This window comes from Mycobacterium sp. NPDC050041, assembly GCF_049541695.1.
GTDB lineage: Bacteria > Actinomycetota > Actinomycetes > Mycobacteriales > Mycobacteriaceae > Mycobacterium.
Genome location: NZ_JBMVDG010000002.1, coordinates 190,371 through 205,515, shown reverse-complemented (window position 1 = coordinate 205,515; position 15,145 = coordinate 190,371). Strand labels below are relative to the sequence as shown.

The following is a 15,145-nucleotide window of genomic DNA, read 5'->3' as shown; positions in this document are numbered from 1 at the left end:
GTGCCTGCGCTAGACATCGGCCGCGACGCCGCGCACGACGCCGCGCAGCGGGAACTCGGCAAGCCGATCTACCCGCGGCCGTCGCTCACCGAACGGCTCAGCGAGTGGTTCGACGAACTGCTGTACCGCATCGCCGCCGAGGGTTCCACGGTCCCCGGCGGCTGGTTCACCATCTCGGTGCTGATCCTGATGGTGCTCGTGGCGCTGGTCGTCGCATTCCGGGTCGCCCGGCGCACCCTGCGCACCAACCGCGGCGCGCAGGGTGCGCTGTTCACCGGACAGGAACTCAGCGCCGCGGAACACCGGGCCACCGCCGAGCAGTTCGCCGCCGCGGGCGACTGGGCGTCGGCGATCAGGCACCGTCTGCGCGCCGTCGCGCGCCACCTCGAGCAGACCGGCGTGCTCGCGCCGGTCCCGGGCCGCACGGCCACCGAGCTCGCCCGCGACGCCGGAGCCGCGCTCCCCGGCCTCGACTCCGAATTCCGTTCTTCGGCAACCGCTTTCAACGACGTCACCTACGGCGAACGGCCGGGAACCGAATCCGCGTACCGCCTGATCGCCGGCCTCGACGATCACCTGCGCTCGCGCACGTACGCCGCCTCGTCCACCGGTGGCGGTCCCGCGCCGGCCGGCGGCTGGGCCGAGGTCCGATGACGTCCACCGCGACGGGACCGACCCTTCGGCAGCGCTGGGGCACCGGACGCTGGGTGGTGCTCGCGCTGGCGGTCATCGTGGCGGTCGCCACGATCGGGACGTACCTCACCGCACCCCGGCCGGGTGGCCGGATGGATGCCGGGTCGACGTCACCCGACGGCGCCCGCGCCCTGGTCACGCTGCTGCGCGACCACGGCGTCGACGTCACGGTCGCCGACTCGGTGGCCGACGTGGAGCGTGCCGCCACACCCGACACCCTGCTCGTGACGGCGCAGACCTTCCAGGTCGGTGACGAGCTGATGGACCGGCTCGCGGAGGTGCCCGGTGACCGGTTGCTCGTCGAGCCCGGCTCGCGGGTGCGGAAGGCTCTCGCCCCGGGCGTCGAGCCCGGCGAGGACACCTCGTTCGGGGGCGAGCCTGACTGCGATCTGCGTGAGGCGGTCGCGGCGGGTGACGTGCAACTCGGGGTGAGCGACACCTACGACGCGGCCGACGGGGTCTCGTTGACGCGCTGCTACGACGGCGCCGTCGTGCGGTACCGCGACGGCGGGCGCGTCGTCACCGTGGTCGGCACCGCCGAGTTCATGACCAACGGCGCACTCCCCGACCGCGGGAACGCTGCGCTGGCGATGAACCTCGCCGGCTCCCGGCCACAGGTCATCTGGTACGCCCCGCAGCAACCCGAGGGCGAGTCATCGGGCGCCGCAACGATCTTCGAGCTCATCCCGGGCGCCGTCATCTGGATCGTGCTGCAGCTGTGCCTTGCCGTGGCACTGGTCGCGGTGTGGCGGGGCCGCCGCATCGGGCCGCTCGTCGCCGAGCGGATGCCCGTCGTGGTGCGGGCGTCGGAGACCGTCGAGGGCCGCGGCCGGCTGTACCGCTCGCGACGCGCCCGCGACCGGGCCGCCGACGCGCTGCGCACCGCGACCCTCGGGCGCCTGCTGCCCAGACTCGGGTTGTCGGCCGGGGCGGCGCCACCCGCCGTCGTGGCCGCCGTCGCGGCGCGGACGGGGGCGGACCCGCAACGGGTCGGTCACACGCTGTTCGGCCCACCCCCTGAGACCGACGACGACCTGCTCCACCTCGCCCACCACCTCGACGACACCGAAAGGCAGGTCGCCCAGTCGTGACTCAGCCGGCCGCACACACCACCGACCCGTCCGCCGCATCGGCATCGTCGGACTCCGCACGTAACGCGTTGCTGGCGTTGCGCACCGAGATCGCCAAGGCGGTGGTCGGGCAGGACGCGGTGGTGAGCGGGCTGGTGGTGGCTCTGCTGTGCCGCGGACACGTGCTGCTCGAAGGTGTGCCCGGCGTCGCCAAGACACTGCTGGTGCGCACCTTGGCGGCGGCGCTGCAACTGGAGTTCAAGCGCGTGCAGTTCACGCCCGACCTGATGCCCGGCGACGTCACGGGATCGCTGGTCTACGACGCCCGCAGCGCGGAGTTCGAGTTCCACGCCGGCCCGGTGTTCACCAATCTGCTGCTGGCCGACGAGATCAACCGGACGCCGCCCAAGACCCAGGCCGCCCTGCTGGAGGCGATGGAGGAACGTCAGGTCAGCGTCGAGGGTCATCCCCGGCCGCTGCCCGACCCGTTCATCGTCGCGGCCACCCAGAATCCGATCGAGTACGAGGGCACCTACCAGCTGCCGGAGGCCCAGCTCGACCGGTTCCTGCTGAAGCTCACCGTGCCGCTGCCGCCGCGCGACCAGGAGATCGCCATCCTGGCCCGCCACGCCCGCGGCTTCGACCCGCGGGATCTGTCGGCCGTCAGACCGGTGGCAGGACCCGCCGACCTCGCGGCCGCCCGGGACGCGGTGCGTCAGGTGCTGGTGGGCGACGAGGTGCTGGGCTACATCGTCGACATCGTCGGCGCCACACGGCATTCGCCCTCCCTGCAGCTCGGCGTGTCGCCACGCGGCGCGACGGCGTTGCTCGCCACGGCGCGCTCGTGGGCCTGGCTGTCCGGGCGCAACTACGTCACCCCCGACGACGTCAAGGCGATGGCGCGGCCGACGCTGCGGCACCGCGTGGCGATGCGCCCGGAGGCCGAACTCGAGGGCGCCGATCCCGACGGTGTGCTCGACGGCATCCTGGCGGCCGTTCCGGTCCCGCGGTAGTGGTCCTCACCGGGCGTGCCGGCCTGGTCGCGCTGGCCTTCGTCTTGCCGATCGCCCTGTCGCCATGGCCCGCAGCGGCTTTCGTGGTGTTGTTCGGCGCGCTGGTGGCCGTGCTCGCGCTGGACGTCGCACTGGCGGCGAGCACCCGCGGTCTCCGGATGCACCGCTCCGGGGAGGCGTCGGCGCGGCTGGGCCAGCCGGTGGACGCGGTGCTGACCGTCGAGCATCCTGGGCGGCGCCGCTTCCGCGGCCGGGTCCGCGACGCCTGGCCGCCGAGCGCGCGCGGCGAGCCACGCGCCCATCAGCTGGAAATCACTGCTGGACAGTCGGTTCGGGTGATCACCAGGCTGCGCCCGAGCCGCCGCGGCGACCTACGCTCGGAGTTCGTCACCGCGCGGTCGATCGGTCCGCTCGGCATGGCCGGGCGGCAGAGCAGCCACCGGGTGGCCGGGTCGATACGCATCCTGCCGCCGTTCCTGTCCCGCAAGCATCTGCCGTCGCGGCTGGCCAGGCTGCGCGAACTCGACGGCATGGTGCCGGTGCTGATCCGGGGTCAGGGCACCGAATTCGACTCCCTGCGCGAGTATGTCGTCGGCGACGACGTCCGGTCGATCGACTGGCGCGCGACCGCGCGGCGCGGCGACGTGGTGGTGCGCACCTGGCGCCCCGAGCGCGACCGCAGGGTGGTGATCGTGCTCGACACCGGGCGGACGTCGGCGGGTCGTGTCGGCGTCGACCCGACGTCGAGCGAACCCTCCGGGTGGCCACGGCTGGACTGGTCGATGGACGCGGCGCTGCTGCTGGCGGCGCTGGCCGCGCGGGCCGGTGACCACGTCGACTTCCTGGCCCACGACCGGGTGAGCCGGGCCGGTGTGTTCGGCGCCTCCCGCACCGAGGTGCTGGCGCAGCTGGTGACGGCGATGGCGCCGCTGGAGCCCGCACTCGTGGAATCCGACGCCGCCGCGATGGTGGCCGCCGTAGCGCGCCGCGTGCGCCGCCGCGCGCTGGTGGTGCTGCTGACCGACCTGAACGCCTCGGCGCTCGACGAGGGCCTGATGGCGGTGCTGCCGCAGCTGACGGGCCGCCACCAGGTGCTGCTGGCGGCAGTGGCCGACCCCCGTGTCGACACCCTGGCCGCAGGGCGCTCCGACGCCGCGGCGGTGTACGACGCCGCGGCGGCCGAGCGGTCCCGCAACGACCGCCGCGCGATCGCGTCGCGGCTGCGGCGGCACGGCGTCGACGTGGTCGATGCGCCGCCCGACGACCTCGCTCCCGCGCTGGCCGACCACTACCTGGCGATGAAGGCCACCGGCCGCCTCTAGCTCTCTTCCGCGGAGATCTATCGGGTGGGCACCACATCGGGGGCGTCGTCGACGTCGCCGGTCTCGCCCGCCCGCACCGCCTTCCGGCCGAAGTGCACGACGTAGGCGAGGAACGCGACCTCCGCGGCGACCCCGATCGCGATGCGCACGAAGGTGGGGAACGGCGCGGGCGTCACCAGCGCCTCGATCAGGCCGGACACCAGCAGCACCGCGACCAGTCCGATGGCCACCGACATCACCGCCCGGCCCTGTTCGGCGAGCACCTGGCCGCGGGGCCGGTCACCCGGTGACACCACGGTCCAGCCCAGCCGCATCCCGGCTGCCGCCGCGAGGAACACCGCCGTGAGCTCCAGAAGGCCGTGCGGCGCCAGCAGGCCGAGGAACACGTCGCCCTTCCCGGCGTCGAACATCAGCCCCGCCGCGACGCCGAGGTTGGCCGCGTTCTGGAACAGGATGTACGGGATCGGCAGGCCGAGCAGGATCGCGAAGACGATGCACTGGGCGGCCACCCACGCGTTGTTCACCCACACCTGCAGCGCGAACGACCCCGCGGGGTTCTCGCTGTAGTAGGCGGCGAACTCCTCGTTGACGAGCTTGGCGATCTCCTCCGGCGTGCCGATCGTGGCCTGCACCTCCGGGGTGCCCGCCACCCACAGCGCGATCACCGCCGCGACGGCGAAGAAGGCGACCGCCGAACCCAGCCACCACCGCCACGAGCGGTAGGCCACCACCGGGAACGACACCGTCCAGAACCGGACGAACTCCGACCACAGCGGCGCGTGGGCCGCCGTGACGGCCGACCGGGCCCGCGCCACCAGCCCCGACAGCCGGCCCACCAGCATCGCGTCGGCCGAGGCGCTGCGCACCATCGACAGGTGCGTCGACACCCGCTGGTACAGGTCGACCAGCTCGTCGATCTCGGCCCCGGACAGCTTGCGGCGGCGCTTGATCAACTCATCGAGCCGGTCCCAGCTGCGTCGGTGGGCCAGCACGAACGCGTCGACATCCACGCGTCCGAGCCTAGTAGCGTGGCGACATGGTCTCCCAGCCCGAGCCGGTGGTGACCGGGGACGCGGTCGTCCTCGACGTACAGATCGCGCAACTGCCGGTGCGTGTCCTGGCGGCGGCCATCGACGTGATCGTGGTGCTGACCGGCTACCTCGTCGGGGTGCTGCTGTGGGCGTTGACGCTGACCGACCGCGATCCCGCCTTTGTCGCGGCGGTGCTCATCATCTTCACGGTCGTGACCATCGTGGGCTACCCCGTCGTCTTCGAAACAGCGACGCGCGGAAAGTCATTGGGGAAGATGGCCCTCGGCCTGCGGGTGGTGTCCGAGGACGGCAGCCCGGAACGGTTCCGCCAGGCGCTGTTTCGCGGCCTGTCCGGCTTCATCGAGCTCTGGACGTTCACCGGCGGGCCCGCGGTCATCTGCAGCCTGCTCTCGGCGAAGGGCAAGCGCATCGGCGACATCTTCGCCGGCACCGTGGTGATCAGCGAGCGGGCGCCGAAGATGAGTCCGCCGCCCGCGATGCCGCCGTCCATGGCGTGGTGGGCCGGCACCCTGCAACTGTCCGGGTTGCGTGCCCAGACGATCGAGCTGGCCCGCCAGTTCCTCAACCGCGCACCACAACTCGACCCACGGATCCGTGAGGTGATGGGGCACCGGATCGCCGCCGACGTGGTCGCACAGATCTCGCCGCCACCACCACCGGGCGCACCGGCGCAGTACGTGCTCGCCGCCGTCCTCGCCGAGCGTCATCGTAGGGAACTGGTGCGGCTCGGCGCGCAGACCGCACCGCCGCCGCCTCCTCAGGCCCCGCCGTTCGCACCCGTTCCCGCGCCCCCGCCGTACGCACCCGCTCCCCCGACGTACGTCGTGGCGCCGCAACCGGGCCCCCAGCGCGACACCGGCTTCACTCCCCCGAACTGAGCCCGAGGGCCATCAGCACGGCCGCCGCGATGCCGGCGGCGGCGCGGACGTGATTCCACGCCGTCCAAGTCGAGAGATAGGCGGCCCATTCGCGGGTGGCCTCGACCGCGCCGAGCGCACCGGGGTCGACGGTGTCGAGATGGTTGTTGAGCGGCACGTTGAACGCCATGGTGACGACGAAGCCGGCCACGCCTGCCAGCCCGCCGGCCAGCAGCAGCCAGCCGCCGGGCCGGCCGAAGCGCACCACCGCGGCCACCACCACAGCCGCCGACAGCAGCGCCGACCCGACGAACAGGATCAGGAATGGCGCGTTCGCCTGTGCCTCGGCGTTCATCCCGCGCATCGCGGTGATCGCGGCCACCGGACCCGTCCGATCGAGGCCGCGCATGACGATCGTGGAGAACGCGTAGAACACCCCGCCGACCGCGGCGGCGGCGATCGCGGCGGTGACGGTGAGGGCGACGACGGGGTTGAGGCTCATAGGTCGACTCAACCGCGCTCGGGTGAGACGATCCATCGTCGATCGTCGCGCTTCCATACGCAGGCGTCTCGGTCTAGGCTCGCGGCGTGGACGCGGTGGTCGGCCTGCTCGAGGGGGTTCGGGCGCGCGGCGCGTTCGTGCTGCGGATGATGATGGACCCGCCGTGGGCGATGAGCATCCGCGACGAGGCGCCGCTGACGCTGATCTGCCAGACCGCCGGCAACGCGGCCATCGTCGGCCCACTCAGCGGGACCACCTGGCTGCACCCCGGGGACGTCGCGGTCGCCCGCGGCAGCCAGCACTACGTGTTCGCCGACGACCCGTCCAGCCTTCCCACGGTGGTGATCCACCCAGGCCAGCGGTGCACCACCGTGTCGGGCGCCGATCTGCGCTTCGAGATGTCGGTCGGTGTCCGCACGTGGGGTAACTCCGCGGCGGGCTCGACTCGTTCGGTGGTATGCGCCTACGAGGGCCGCAGCGAGGTGAGCACCCGACTGCTCGACGCGTTGCCACCGGTGCTGGTGGTTCGCTCGGACGAGTGGGACAGCCCGCTGGTCGACCTGCTGGCCGCCGAGGCCGGTTGCGACGGGCCCGGCCAGGAGGCCTACCTGGACCGGCTGCTGGATCTGCTGCTGATCGCGGTGCTACGCAACTGGTTCGGCCGTGAGGGTCACGCGCCGACGTGGTGGTACGCCGAGCAGGACGCGGTGGCCGGCCCGGCGCTCAAGCCGATGTACAACAATCCCGCCCACCCCTGGACCGTCGCCGAACTCGCTGCGGCCGTTGGCGTCTCACGTGCCGTCTTCGCACGGCGGTTCACCGGGCTGGTCGGCGAGCCGCCGATCGCGTTCCTGACCCACTGGCGGCTGGCCCTGGCCGCCGACCTGCTGCGCGACGGCGGGAACACCATCGCCGCGGTGGCCCGCCGGGTCGGCTACAGCACACCGTTCGCCCTGAGCAGTGCGTTCAAGCGCGCCTACGGGATGAGCCCGAACGCGCACCGGGTGGCGGCGCTGTGAGACGGCTTCTGCGGCAGGCGGTTCAGTCCCACCAGAAGTTCCAGATGTCGTAGCCCAGCCGATTGGCCAGCGCGTCGATCGAACCCGATCCCTGGAGCACGGAGTCGACGCAGTAGAGGAACGCCTCCAGTGCCGCCGAGCGCATCGCGGGCGGTAGCCGCGGCGGCTGGTTGACCCGCAGCACCATGGACTCGTCGTCGAGTGCTGCGATGTGCGCGTCGAACGTGCCCGCCCAGCGCCGCAGGACCGCGGTGTGGTCGCGGCCGGTGATGTCGTAGTTGACGGCGCCGGACCACTGCAGCAGCGCGGGCACGTACCAGGAGGCGGGCGTCGGCACCAGCGCCAGCCGGTCGAACCGCCCGGTGTCGTCCATCCCGGTCCAGGTCTGTCTCCAGTGGGTGCGTTGCAGACCGACCAGCTCGACGCCCTCGGCCCGCGGGAGGTCGTCGTTGTGCCCGATGTAGGAGCGGTATTCGCGGTCAAGCCAGGCCGCCCCGTCGAGGCCGCCGGTCCACAGCGCGGGATCCTCGACGCCCTCGACACCGATGCGATGCCAGGTGCGCGCGGTGATGAGCACCGGCCACAGGCCGGTCTCCGGGAACAGGATCCGGGTCTGCGCCCACAATCGCGCCGCCTCGTCACCGGGTGTCACCGGCACCGTCCACAGCGGCCCGCCGTGCGCCAGCACCCCGTCGTGGCGGCTCACCTCGGCGAGATCGACGCCGCGCGCGGCGAAGGCGGCGACGGGGTCGGCGGACGGTCGCACGGCCGCGGGGGCCTCGACCGCCGGGTCGGGTTCGAACGGCGGCGCGCCGAGGGCCGGGTACTCGGGTGCCTGCGCTTGGGCGCCAGGCAGCAGATCGCTCCAGAATGCCAGTGACACATCGGCTTTCACCGGCTGCGCCGGACCACCGCAGAGCCGGGCGACGAAGTCGTGCAGGTCCGCACCCGCGTGGGACACGTCGGCGCCGTCGAGCAGCCACACCGGCGAACCCGTCCCGCCTCTGCCCGCGGGCAGGTAGCACTGCCGGAACACGGGCACCATCCGCGGCGCTGTGCCGAGCATCCGGCTCACCGCGTGTGTCCGCAGGTACTCCGAATCCGGTCGCTCTCCCCAGGCGACACCCCAGAATTCGTCCTCCTTGACCGCGCGCAGCAGATCGCGGGCCGGCCAGCCGACGTGGAAGATCAGCGCGGTGTCGTCACCGCGCCAGTCCGGCCACCCACGGCCGGTCGGCAGGCCGGCGGCAAGAAAGGCGCGGTGGTCGTCGTCGAATTCGAAACGGAAGCGCGCCTCCACGGCGCTGATCTCGGCGTCGGTGAGGCCCGCCGCGATGGGCACCTGCCCGCTGTCCGCCAGCACCCTGGCCGCCGCCCGCCCGATCTCGCTCACCCCGGTGAGTTTATGGCCGATCGGAGAGGCCGCTGTGCGGCAATTTCGTCAGCCCGCGATCCAGTTGCCATGGAAGCCGTACGGAACGCGTTGCGGCAAAGCGATCTTCGCGACCGGTGCGGCCGCGAAGTCGGCCGCATCGAGGATCACCAGGTCACTTCCGTCGCGGACCGGGTCGTAGTTGTAGGCCAGGTAGTAGCCGTTGCTCTCGTCGGCAGCGCCTGCGGACGGCACGAACACCGCCTCGCCGGGTACGCCGTCGCCGAAGGAGTGCTCGACGGCCGCACCGGTGGTCAGGTCGTAGCGCAGCAGGCTGTGGTCGGCGACGGTAACCGTGTACCGGGCGGGCAGGGTGGCCAGCCGGTCGTCGATCCTCGGGAACTCGACCGCGCGGTCGTCGAGCGGACGCTCGGACACGGTGCCCGCGGCGAGGTCCAGCGTCCAGCTCCACAGCACACCGTCGGGGTCGGAAGCACCGCTGCCGCGCCACAGGCTCGGGTAGCGAACCGCCTGCAGGACGAGCGAACCGCCGTCGTCGTAGCTGTCGACGACGTGGAACACGTAGCAGGGATCGATGTCGAACCAGCGCACCGTCCCGAACGGGTCGTCGCGCCGCAGCACACCCAAGCGCGCCCCGTAGGCGTCGTCCCAGCGGAACGGCATGTCGCCCCTGATCGCGATGTCGAGGTCGAACACGACGGGCAGATCCATGAACACGACGTGCTCAGCGGTCAGCGCGAAGTCGTGCATCATCGTCAGCGCCGGCACATCGACCGGGCGGTTCACCGTCAGCACGCCGTCGGCGTCGGCCCGGTGATAGGTGACGTGCGGGGCGATGAGGCTGCCGTAGCCGAAGAAGTGCAGCTCCCCGGTCGCCGGGCAGATCTTCGGATGCGCGGTCATCGAGTCGTCCAGCCTGCCGCCGAAGTCGTAGGCCCCGATTGTCTGCAGGTCGTTCGAGATCTCGTACGGCAGCGACGATTCGACCAGCGCCAGCGTCTTGCCCGCGTGGTTGACGACGTGGGTGTTGGCGACGCTGGATCGCAGGTTGCGGGTGCCGTCGTCGTTGAACACCGGGAAGTCGTTCTCGAAGCTCTCGGTGCGCACCCACCGGTTGCGGTACCAGGCGACGCGACCGTTCTCGATGCGGACGCCGTGGATCATCCCGTCGCCGGTGAACCAGTGGCCGGTGGGCTGCCGCGGATTCGGCCCGTTGCGCAGGTACCAGCCGCACAGGTCCGGCGGGATGGCGCCCTCGACGGGAAGGTCGAACGCGGTGAGTTCGTCCGGAACGGGTGCGTAGTTCCCGCGCTGGAAGAACTGGTCGGTGCCGGACAGGGCCGAGGCGTCGGCGGTGTCGGTCATTGATGCTCCTGCCGTCCGGAGGGGCGCGGCACGCCCCTCCGGATCGATCATGCGCCTCAGATCGCCTGCCCGGTGGGCAGGATGGTGATCTCGGTGAGATTGACGTGCCGGGGCACCGACGCGATGAATGCCACGGTCTCGGCGACGTCCGCCGGGGAGAGCACCTCGATGTCGCGGATCAGGTCCGCCATCAGCGTGCTGGCGTCGGGGTCGGTGACGTGCGAGGGCAGTTCCGTGTCGACCATTCCCGGTTCGATCGTGGACACCCGGACCATCTTGCGGCCGAGTTCCACCCGCAGCAGCCGCGTCAGGTGGCTGATGTAGGCCTTGGTACCCGAGTAGACGGAGAACTTCTCCAGGACGCGGGTGGCCGCGATCGACGACGTGCTGATCAGGTCGGCGGGCCTGCCCGCCGCGGCCGCCTCGACCAGCTGCGGGACGAACGCGCCGATCACGTTCATCACGCCGGTGACGTTCAGGTCGATCTGGCGCTGCCACTCGTCGACGCGGAGATCGTCGATCGGCGAGATCAGCTGAACCCCGGCGTTGTTGAACACCAGGTCGACGGGACCGAGTTCGGCGGCCACCCGGTCGGCGGCGGTCGCGACGGCGGTCCGGTCGGTGACGTCGAGGGGAAGGACGAGCGCGGTGCCGCCGGCCGACCGGATGCGGCCGGCGAGCGTCTCGAGCCGGTCGGCGCGGCGGGCGGCGACGGCGACGCGTGCGCCCAGCGCCGCCAGCCGTTCCGCCGTGGCTTCGCCGATGCCGCTCGACGCTCCGGTGACCACCGCGATGCGGCCGTCCAGCGGGGTGCCGGTGATGAGTGAGGACATGGTGGGTTCCTTTCGTGTGTGCTCACGTGGTCGTGCACTCGACACAACCGCGATCGCGGCCGTTGTTTCGCGGCCAGCCTGGCCGCGCTCATCGGGGGACAAGATGGGCCACCTTGGCGCCGCGGCGCCGGGCGCCTCGCGGCAGAATGTCGTCGTGAGCGATCGCACCGGCACCGAACTCGCGGAGTTCCTCAGCGCCCGCCGGGCCAGGCTCACCCCCGAGCAGGCCGGCCTCAGCGGTGACTACGTCCGCCGACGCGTGCCCGGTCTGCGACGCGAGGAACTCGCCCGGCTGGCCGGGGTCAGCGTCGACTACTACACCCGCCTCGAGCAGGGCCGCAGCCGCAGCGCATCCACCGACGTCCTCGACGCGCTGGCCACCGCGCTGCAACTCGACGACGCCGAACGCCAGCACCTGCACCAGCTCGGCCGTCCACAGCCCGCGGGGCGCAGGCGCCGGCCCCGCCCGCAGATCGTGGAACCGGCCACGCTGCGGCTGCTCGACCTGCTGGACCAGATGTGTTCGCCGGCGTTCGTGCTCGGTCGCCGTCTCGACGTGCTGGCCCACAACCGCATCGCCGGCGCACTGATCACCGAGTTCCGCGAGCTGCCTGCGGCGCAACGCAACCAGGCGCGATTCGTCTTCTTCGACCCGCACGCCAGGGAGCTGTACTCCGACTGGGCGCAAGTGGCCGCCGACACGGTGGCGATGCTGCGCCTCGATGCGGGCCGCTACCCGAACGACGACAAGCTGACCGCCCTGATCGGCGAGCTCTCCATCCAGTCCGAGGAGTTCCGCAAGTGGTGGTCCGATCACGATGTGCAGCGCCGCACCACCGGCACGAAGGCCTACCATCACCCGCTGGTCGGCGACCTGACGGTGCAGTACCAGGCCCTGAACTCGTCGGGCGATCCCGACCAGATCCTGTTCGTGTACACCACCGAGCCGGGATCGACCTCCGAGACCGCACTCCGGCTGCTGGCCACCTGGCACGAACACTCCCACGAGAGGACACCACACCGATGAGCCGCACCGACGAGCAGAAGGCGATGATGGCGATCGTCCGTCGCAACACCGAAGTGGTGCAGGGGCAGGGCGACTTCGCGCTCTTCGACGAGCTGTTCGCCGACGACTTCGTCGATCGCACCCCGCAGCCCGGAACCACGCCCGACAAGGCGGGGGTGCTCGTGCTGTACCGCAGGCTGCGCGACGCATTCCCCGACTTCAGTCCCGAGATCCATTGGCAGACAATCGAAGACGACATCGTCACCACCTACAAGACCTATCACGGCACGCATCGCGGACCGCTGTTCGACATCGCCCCGACCGGCCGCACCGTGTCGTTCGAGACCGTCGACGCGATGAGGGTGCGCGACGGCAGGATCGTCGAGCACTGGGGGGTGGCCAACCTGTTCTCGCTGGTGCATCAACTCGGCGCGCACATCGAGAGCTGACCGCACCGGCCGTCGCCGCGAGAACATATTCTGCGCGCAACGGCGGTGAAACATCACGTCGCTAGCTTTCCTGCATCGAATTCGCCCGGACTTCTTGCAGGGAGCGGACATGACAGACACCCGAGACCTACCGCCCAGCGCCGTGATCGGCGCGGGCGACATCGTCGAGGCCTCGGGCCACCCCGTCGGCGGCGGTCTGATCAAGGACCACTACGACCCCCGGCTGACCAACGAGGATCTCGCACCGCTGGCCAAGCAGTCCTGGTCGTCGTACAACATCTTCGCGTTCTGGATGTCGGACGTGCACAGCGTGGGCGGTTACGTCACCGCGGGCAGCCTGTTCGCTCTCGGCCTGGCGAGCTGGCAGGTGCTGATCGCGCTGCTCGTCGGCATCGTGATCGTGTACCTGTTGTGCAACCTCGTCGCGAAACCCAGTCAGCAGGCCGGTGTGCCCTATCCGGTGGTGTGCCGCAGCTCCTTCGGCGTGCTGGGCGCCAACATCCCCGCGATCATCCGCGGCCTGATCGCCGTGGCCTGGTACGGCATCCAGACCTATCTGGCCTCGGCGGCGCTGGACGTGGTGCTGCTCAAGCTCTTTCCCGGCCTCGCGCCGTATGCCGACGTCGACCAGTACGGGTTCACCGGGCTGTCCCTGCTGGGATGGTGCAGCTTCACCCTGCTGTGGGTGGTGCAGGCCGCGGTGTTCTGGCGCGGCATGGAGGCGATCCGCAAATTCATCGACTTCTGCGGTCCCGCCGTCTATGTCGTGATGTTCATCCTGTGCGGATACCTGCTGTGGAAGTCCGGCTGGCACGTCAGCCTGTCCCTCGGCGGCGAGAAGCAGGGCAATTCGCTGGTGATCATGCTCGGTGCGATCGCGCTGGTGGTGTCGTACTTCTCCGGCCCGATGCTGAACTTCGGCGACTTCGCCCGCTACGGCAAGAGCTTCCAGGCCGTCAAGAAGGGCAACTTCCTCGGCCTGCCGGTCAACTTCCTGGTGTTCTCGCTGCTGGTCGTCATCACGGCGGCGGCGACGGTGCCGGTGTTCGGCGAACTGCTCACCGACCCGGTGGCGACGGTGGCCCGCATCGACAGCGTGACCGCAATCGTGCTGGGCGCGTTGACCTTCTCGATCGCCACCATCGGCATCAACATCGTCGCCAACTTCATCTCGCCGGCGTTCGACTTCTCGAACGTCAGCCCGCAGCGGATCAGCTGGCGGATGGGCGGCATGATCGCCGCGGTCGGTTCGGTGCTGCTAACCCCGTGGAATCTCTACAGCAATCCCGAGGTCATCCACTACACGCTGGAGACGCTCGGTGCGTTCATCGGCCCGCTGTTCGGCGTGCTCATCGCCGACTTCTACCTGGTGCGCAAGCAGAAGATCGTCGTCGACGACCTGTTCACGATGTCCAAGACCGCCAACTACTGGTATGCCAAGGGCTACAACCCGGTGGCGGTGGCCGCGACGCTGGTCGGCGCCGTTCTCGCGATGATCCCCGTGCTGCTCGGGGGCAAGGTGCTCGGTATGGCCGGCGCCGCGCAGTACAGCTGGTTCATCGGCTGCGGTGTCGCGTTCGCCATCTACTACGTGCTGGCCACGCGCGGCCCGTGGCGCATGACCGCGCTGCGGGTGGCCGAGGGAGCGACGCTGGTGTCGTGACATCGCCGGCCCGAGCGGTCGACGTTGCATCTCGATAGTTTCCGATATATCGTTAACGTATCGGAAGCGCACATCGTGCTTCCTCGCACACGAAGGAAACACACCATGAACACCCCATTCACCCCTCAAGACAGCCCGTTCGGCGGGCATCCCGGCGGATTCGGTCCGGGCGGTTTCGGCTTCGGCTTCAGCCCCGAGGACCGGCGAGCCCTGCACGAACGACGGCGGCAGGCCCGCCGCGAATTCCGCGGCCACGTCCGTGAGCACGGCCGCGGCGACCGCGGCTTCGGTCCGGGTTTCGGCCCCGGCGGCTTCGGCCCCGGCTTCGGCTTCGGTCCCGGCGGACGGCGCGGCGGTCCGCGTGGCGGCGGTCGCGGCAGGCGTGGCGACGTCCGCGCCGCGATCCTCAAGCTGCTCACCGAGCGGCCGATGCACGGCTACGAGATGATCCAGGAGATCGCCGCACGCAGCCAGGACCTGTGGAAACCCAGCCCCGGCTCGGTGTACCCGACGCTGCAGCTGCTCGTCGACGAGGGCCTGCTGATCGCCACCGAGACCGACGGCAGCAAGAAGCTGTTCGACCTGACCGACGACGGTCGCACCGCCGCCGAGAAGATCGAGACGGCGCCGTGGGACGACATCACCGCGGACGCCGATCCCGGTGCGATGAACCTGCGCAGTGCGGTCGGCCAGCTGATGGGCGCGGTCGCCCAGTCCGCTCACGCGGCGACGGGCGAGCAGCAGCAGCGCATCGTCGACATACTCAACAATGCCCGCCGGGAGATCTACGGCATCCTCGGCGAATCCGACTGAATTCGTGACGTCGGCGCGGTTTCGTTCGCTCAGCGGATGAAACCGCGCCGAAATCGCGTCGCGTGCGCTGGGATCGGTGAGCAGGCGCCGATCGA

15 protein-coding genes are annotated in these 15,145 nt (G+C 70.7%); 10 read left to right on the top strand and 5 right to left on the bottom strand.

Annotated features, from left to right (window positions below; genetic code table 11):
- Genes ACPCHZ_RS06290 through ACPCHZ_RS06275 form a run of 4 tightly spaced genes read left to right on the top strand, consistent with a single transcriptional unit; the run spans position 1 to position 4,098 of the window.
- Positions 1 to 654, top strand: coding sequence for a DUF4129 domain-containing protein (locus tag ACPCHZ_RS06290; RefSeq protein ID WP_423483977.1), 654 nt, complete (start codon positions 1 to 3; stop codon positions 652 to 654).
- Complete coding sequence (locus tag ACPCHZ_RS06285) at positions 651 to 1,784, top strand: DUF4350 domain-containing protein (RefSeq protein WP_423483976.1); 1,134 nt, start codon at positions 651 to 653, stop codon at positions 1,782 to 1,784. The genes ACPCHZ_RS06290 and ACPCHZ_RS06285 overlap by 4 nt, the downstream gene beginning before the upstream one ends.
- On the top strand, positions 1,781 to 2,776 hold the full coding sequence (locus ACPCHZ_RS06280; RefSeq protein WP_423483975.1) for an AAA family ATPase: 996 nt from the start codon (positions 1,781 to 1,783) through the stop codon (positions 2,774 to 2,776). Before ACPCHZ_RS06285 ends, ACPCHZ_RS06280 begins: the two co-directional genes overlap by 4 nt.
- Positions 2,776 to 4,098, top strand: coding sequence for a DUF58 domain-containing protein (locus ACPCHZ_RS06275; RefSeq protein ID WP_423483974.1), 1,323 nt, complete (start codon positions 2,776 to 2,778; stop codon positions 4,096 to 4,098). Before ACPCHZ_RS06280 ends, ACPCHZ_RS06275 begins: the two co-directional genes overlap by 1 nt.
- Positions 4,099 to 4,115: 17 nt before the next feature.
- Here ACPCHZ_RS06275 and ACPCHZ_RS06270 read toward each other — a convergent pair whose 3' ends face one another.
- Positions 4,116 to 5,108: a stage II sporulation protein M gene (locus ACPCHZ_RS06270; protein ID WP_423483973.1), complete on the bottom strand. Its 993-nt coding sequence runs from the start codon at positions 5,106 to 5,108 to the stop codon at positions 4,116 to 4,118.
- A 26-nt stretch (positions 5,109 to 5,134) separates the two neighbouring features.
- Between ACPCHZ_RS06270 and ACPCHZ_RS06265 the strand changes: the two genes are divergently transcribed.
- Complete coding sequence (locus ACPCHZ_RS06265) at positions 5,135 to 6,028, top strand: RDD family protein (protein WP_423483972.1); 894 nt, start codon at positions 5,135 to 5,137, stop codon at positions 6,026 to 6,028.
- Here ACPCHZ_RS06265 and ACPCHZ_RS06260 read toward each other — a convergent pair.
- Positions 6,012 to 6,509: an anthrone oxygenase family protein gene (locus ACPCHZ_RS06260; RefSeq protein ID WP_423483971.1), complete on the bottom strand. Its 498-nt coding sequence runs from the start codon at positions 6,507 to 6,509 to the stop codon at positions 6,012 to 6,014. The genes ACPCHZ_RS06265 and ACPCHZ_RS06260 overlap by 17 nt on opposite strands.
- A gap of 86 nt (positions 6,510 to 6,595) precedes the next feature.
- On the opposite strand from ACPCHZ_RS06260, the gene ACPCHZ_RS06255 reads away from it, so the two are divergent.
- Positions 6,596 to 7,528, top strand: a complete 933-nt coding sequence (locus ACPCHZ_RS06255; protein WP_423483970.1) for an AraC family transcriptional regulator — start codon at positions 6,596 to 6,598, stop codon at positions 7,526 to 7,528.
- Positions 7,529 to 7,550: 22 nt separating this feature from the next.
- Here ACPCHZ_RS06255 and ACPCHZ_RS06250 read toward each other — a convergent pair whose 3' ends face one another.
- Genes ACPCHZ_RS06250 through ACPCHZ_RS06240 form a run of 3 tightly spaced genes read right to left on the bottom strand, consistent with a single transcriptional unit; the run spans position 7,551 to position 11,119 of the window.
- Positions 7,551 to 8,921, bottom strand: a complete 1,371-nt coding sequence (locus ACPCHZ_RS06250) for a DUF4253 domain-containing protein (protein WP_423483969.1) — start codon at positions 8,919 to 8,921, stop codon at positions 7,551 to 7,553.
- Positions 8,922 to 8,969: 48 nt separating this feature from the next.
- On the bottom strand, positions 8,970 to 10,286 hold the full coding sequence (locus ACPCHZ_RS06245) for a carotenoid oxygenase family protein (RefSeq protein WP_423483968.1): 1,317 nt from the start codon (positions 10,284 to 10,286) through the stop codon (positions 8,970 to 8,972).
- Between the two features lie 56 nt (positions 10,287 to 10,342).
- A complete protein-coding gene (locus ACPCHZ_RS06240) occupies positions 10,343 to 11,119 on the bottom strand; it encodes an SDR family oxidoreductase (RefSeq protein ID WP_423483967.1) in 777 nt (258 codons plus the stop codon).
- Positions 11,120 to 11,273: 154 nt separating this feature from the next.
- Here ACPCHZ_RS06240 and ACPCHZ_RS06235 point away from each other — a divergent pair, with 154 nt between their 5' ends.
- The 4 genes from ACPCHZ_RS06235 to ACPCHZ_RS06220 all read left to right on the top strand — a co-directional run bounded on the left by ACPCHZ_RS06235 (position 11,274) and on the right by ACPCHZ_RS06220 (position 15,050).
- Positions 11,274 to 12,146 (top strand): helix-turn-helix transcriptional regulator, encoded by an 873-nt coding sequence (locus ACPCHZ_RS06235; RefSeq protein ID WP_423483966.1) that lies wholly within the window; start codon positions 11,274 to 11,276, stop codon positions 12,144 to 12,146.
- Positions 12,143 to 12,574 (top strand): ester cyclase, encoded by a 432-nt coding sequence (locus ACPCHZ_RS06230; RefSeq protein ID WP_423483965.1) that lies wholly within the window; start codon positions 12,143 to 12,145, stop codon positions 12,572 to 12,574. Before ACPCHZ_RS06235 ends, ACPCHZ_RS06230 begins: the two co-directional genes overlap by 4 nt.
- Positions 12,575 to 12,683: 109 nt before the next feature.
- On the top strand, positions 12,684 to 14,237 hold the full coding sequence (locus ACPCHZ_RS06225; protein ID WP_423483964.1) for an NCS1 family nucleobase:cation symporter-1: 1,554 nt from the start codon (positions 12,684 to 12,686) through the stop codon (positions 14,235 to 14,237).
- Positions 14,238 to 14,342: 105 nt separating this feature from the next.
- Positions 14,343 to 15,050, top strand: a complete 708-nt coding sequence (locus tag ACPCHZ_RS06220; protein ID WP_423483963.1) for a PadR family transcriptional regulator — start codon at positions 14,343 to 14,345, stop codon at positions 15,048 to 15,050.
- Positions 15,051 to 15,145: the final 95 nt, after the last annotated feature.

Bases quoted from the DNA above. Each gene is read 5' to 3' on its own strand.
- ACPCHZ_RS06285 (WP_423483976.1), top strand. From the start codon at position 651: ATGACGTCCACCGCGACGGGACCGACCCTTCGGCAGCGCTGGGGCACC.
- ACPCHZ_RS06265 (WP_423483972.1), top strand. From the start codon at position 5,135: ATGGTCTCCCAGCCCGAGCCGGTGGTGACCGGGGACGCGGTCGTCCTC.
- ACPCHZ_RS06260 (WP_423483971.1), bottom strand. From the start codon at position 6,509: ATGAGCCTCAACCCCGTCGTCGCCCTCACCGTCACCGCCGCGATCGCC.
- ACPCHZ_RS06245 (WP_423483968.1), bottom strand. From the start codon at position 10,286: ATGACCGACACCGCCGACGCCTCGGCCCTGTCCGGCACCGACCAGTTC.
- ACPCHZ_RS06240 (WP_423483967.1), bottom strand. From the start codon at position 11,119: ATGTCCTCACTCATCACCGGCACCCCGCTGGACGGCCGCATCGCGGTG.
- ACPCHZ_RS06230 (WP_423483965.1), top strand. From the start codon at position 12,143: ATGAGCCGCACCGACGAGCAGAAGGCGATGATGGCGATCGTCCGTCGC.
- ACPCHZ_RS06225 (WP_423483964.1), top strand. From the start codon at position 12,684: ATGACAGACACCCGAGACCTACCGCCCAGCGCCGTGATCGGCGCGGGC.
- ACPCHZ_RS06220 (WP_423483963.1), top strand. From the start codon at position 14,343: ATGAACACCCCATTCACCCCTCAAGACAGCCCGTTCGGCGGGCATCCC.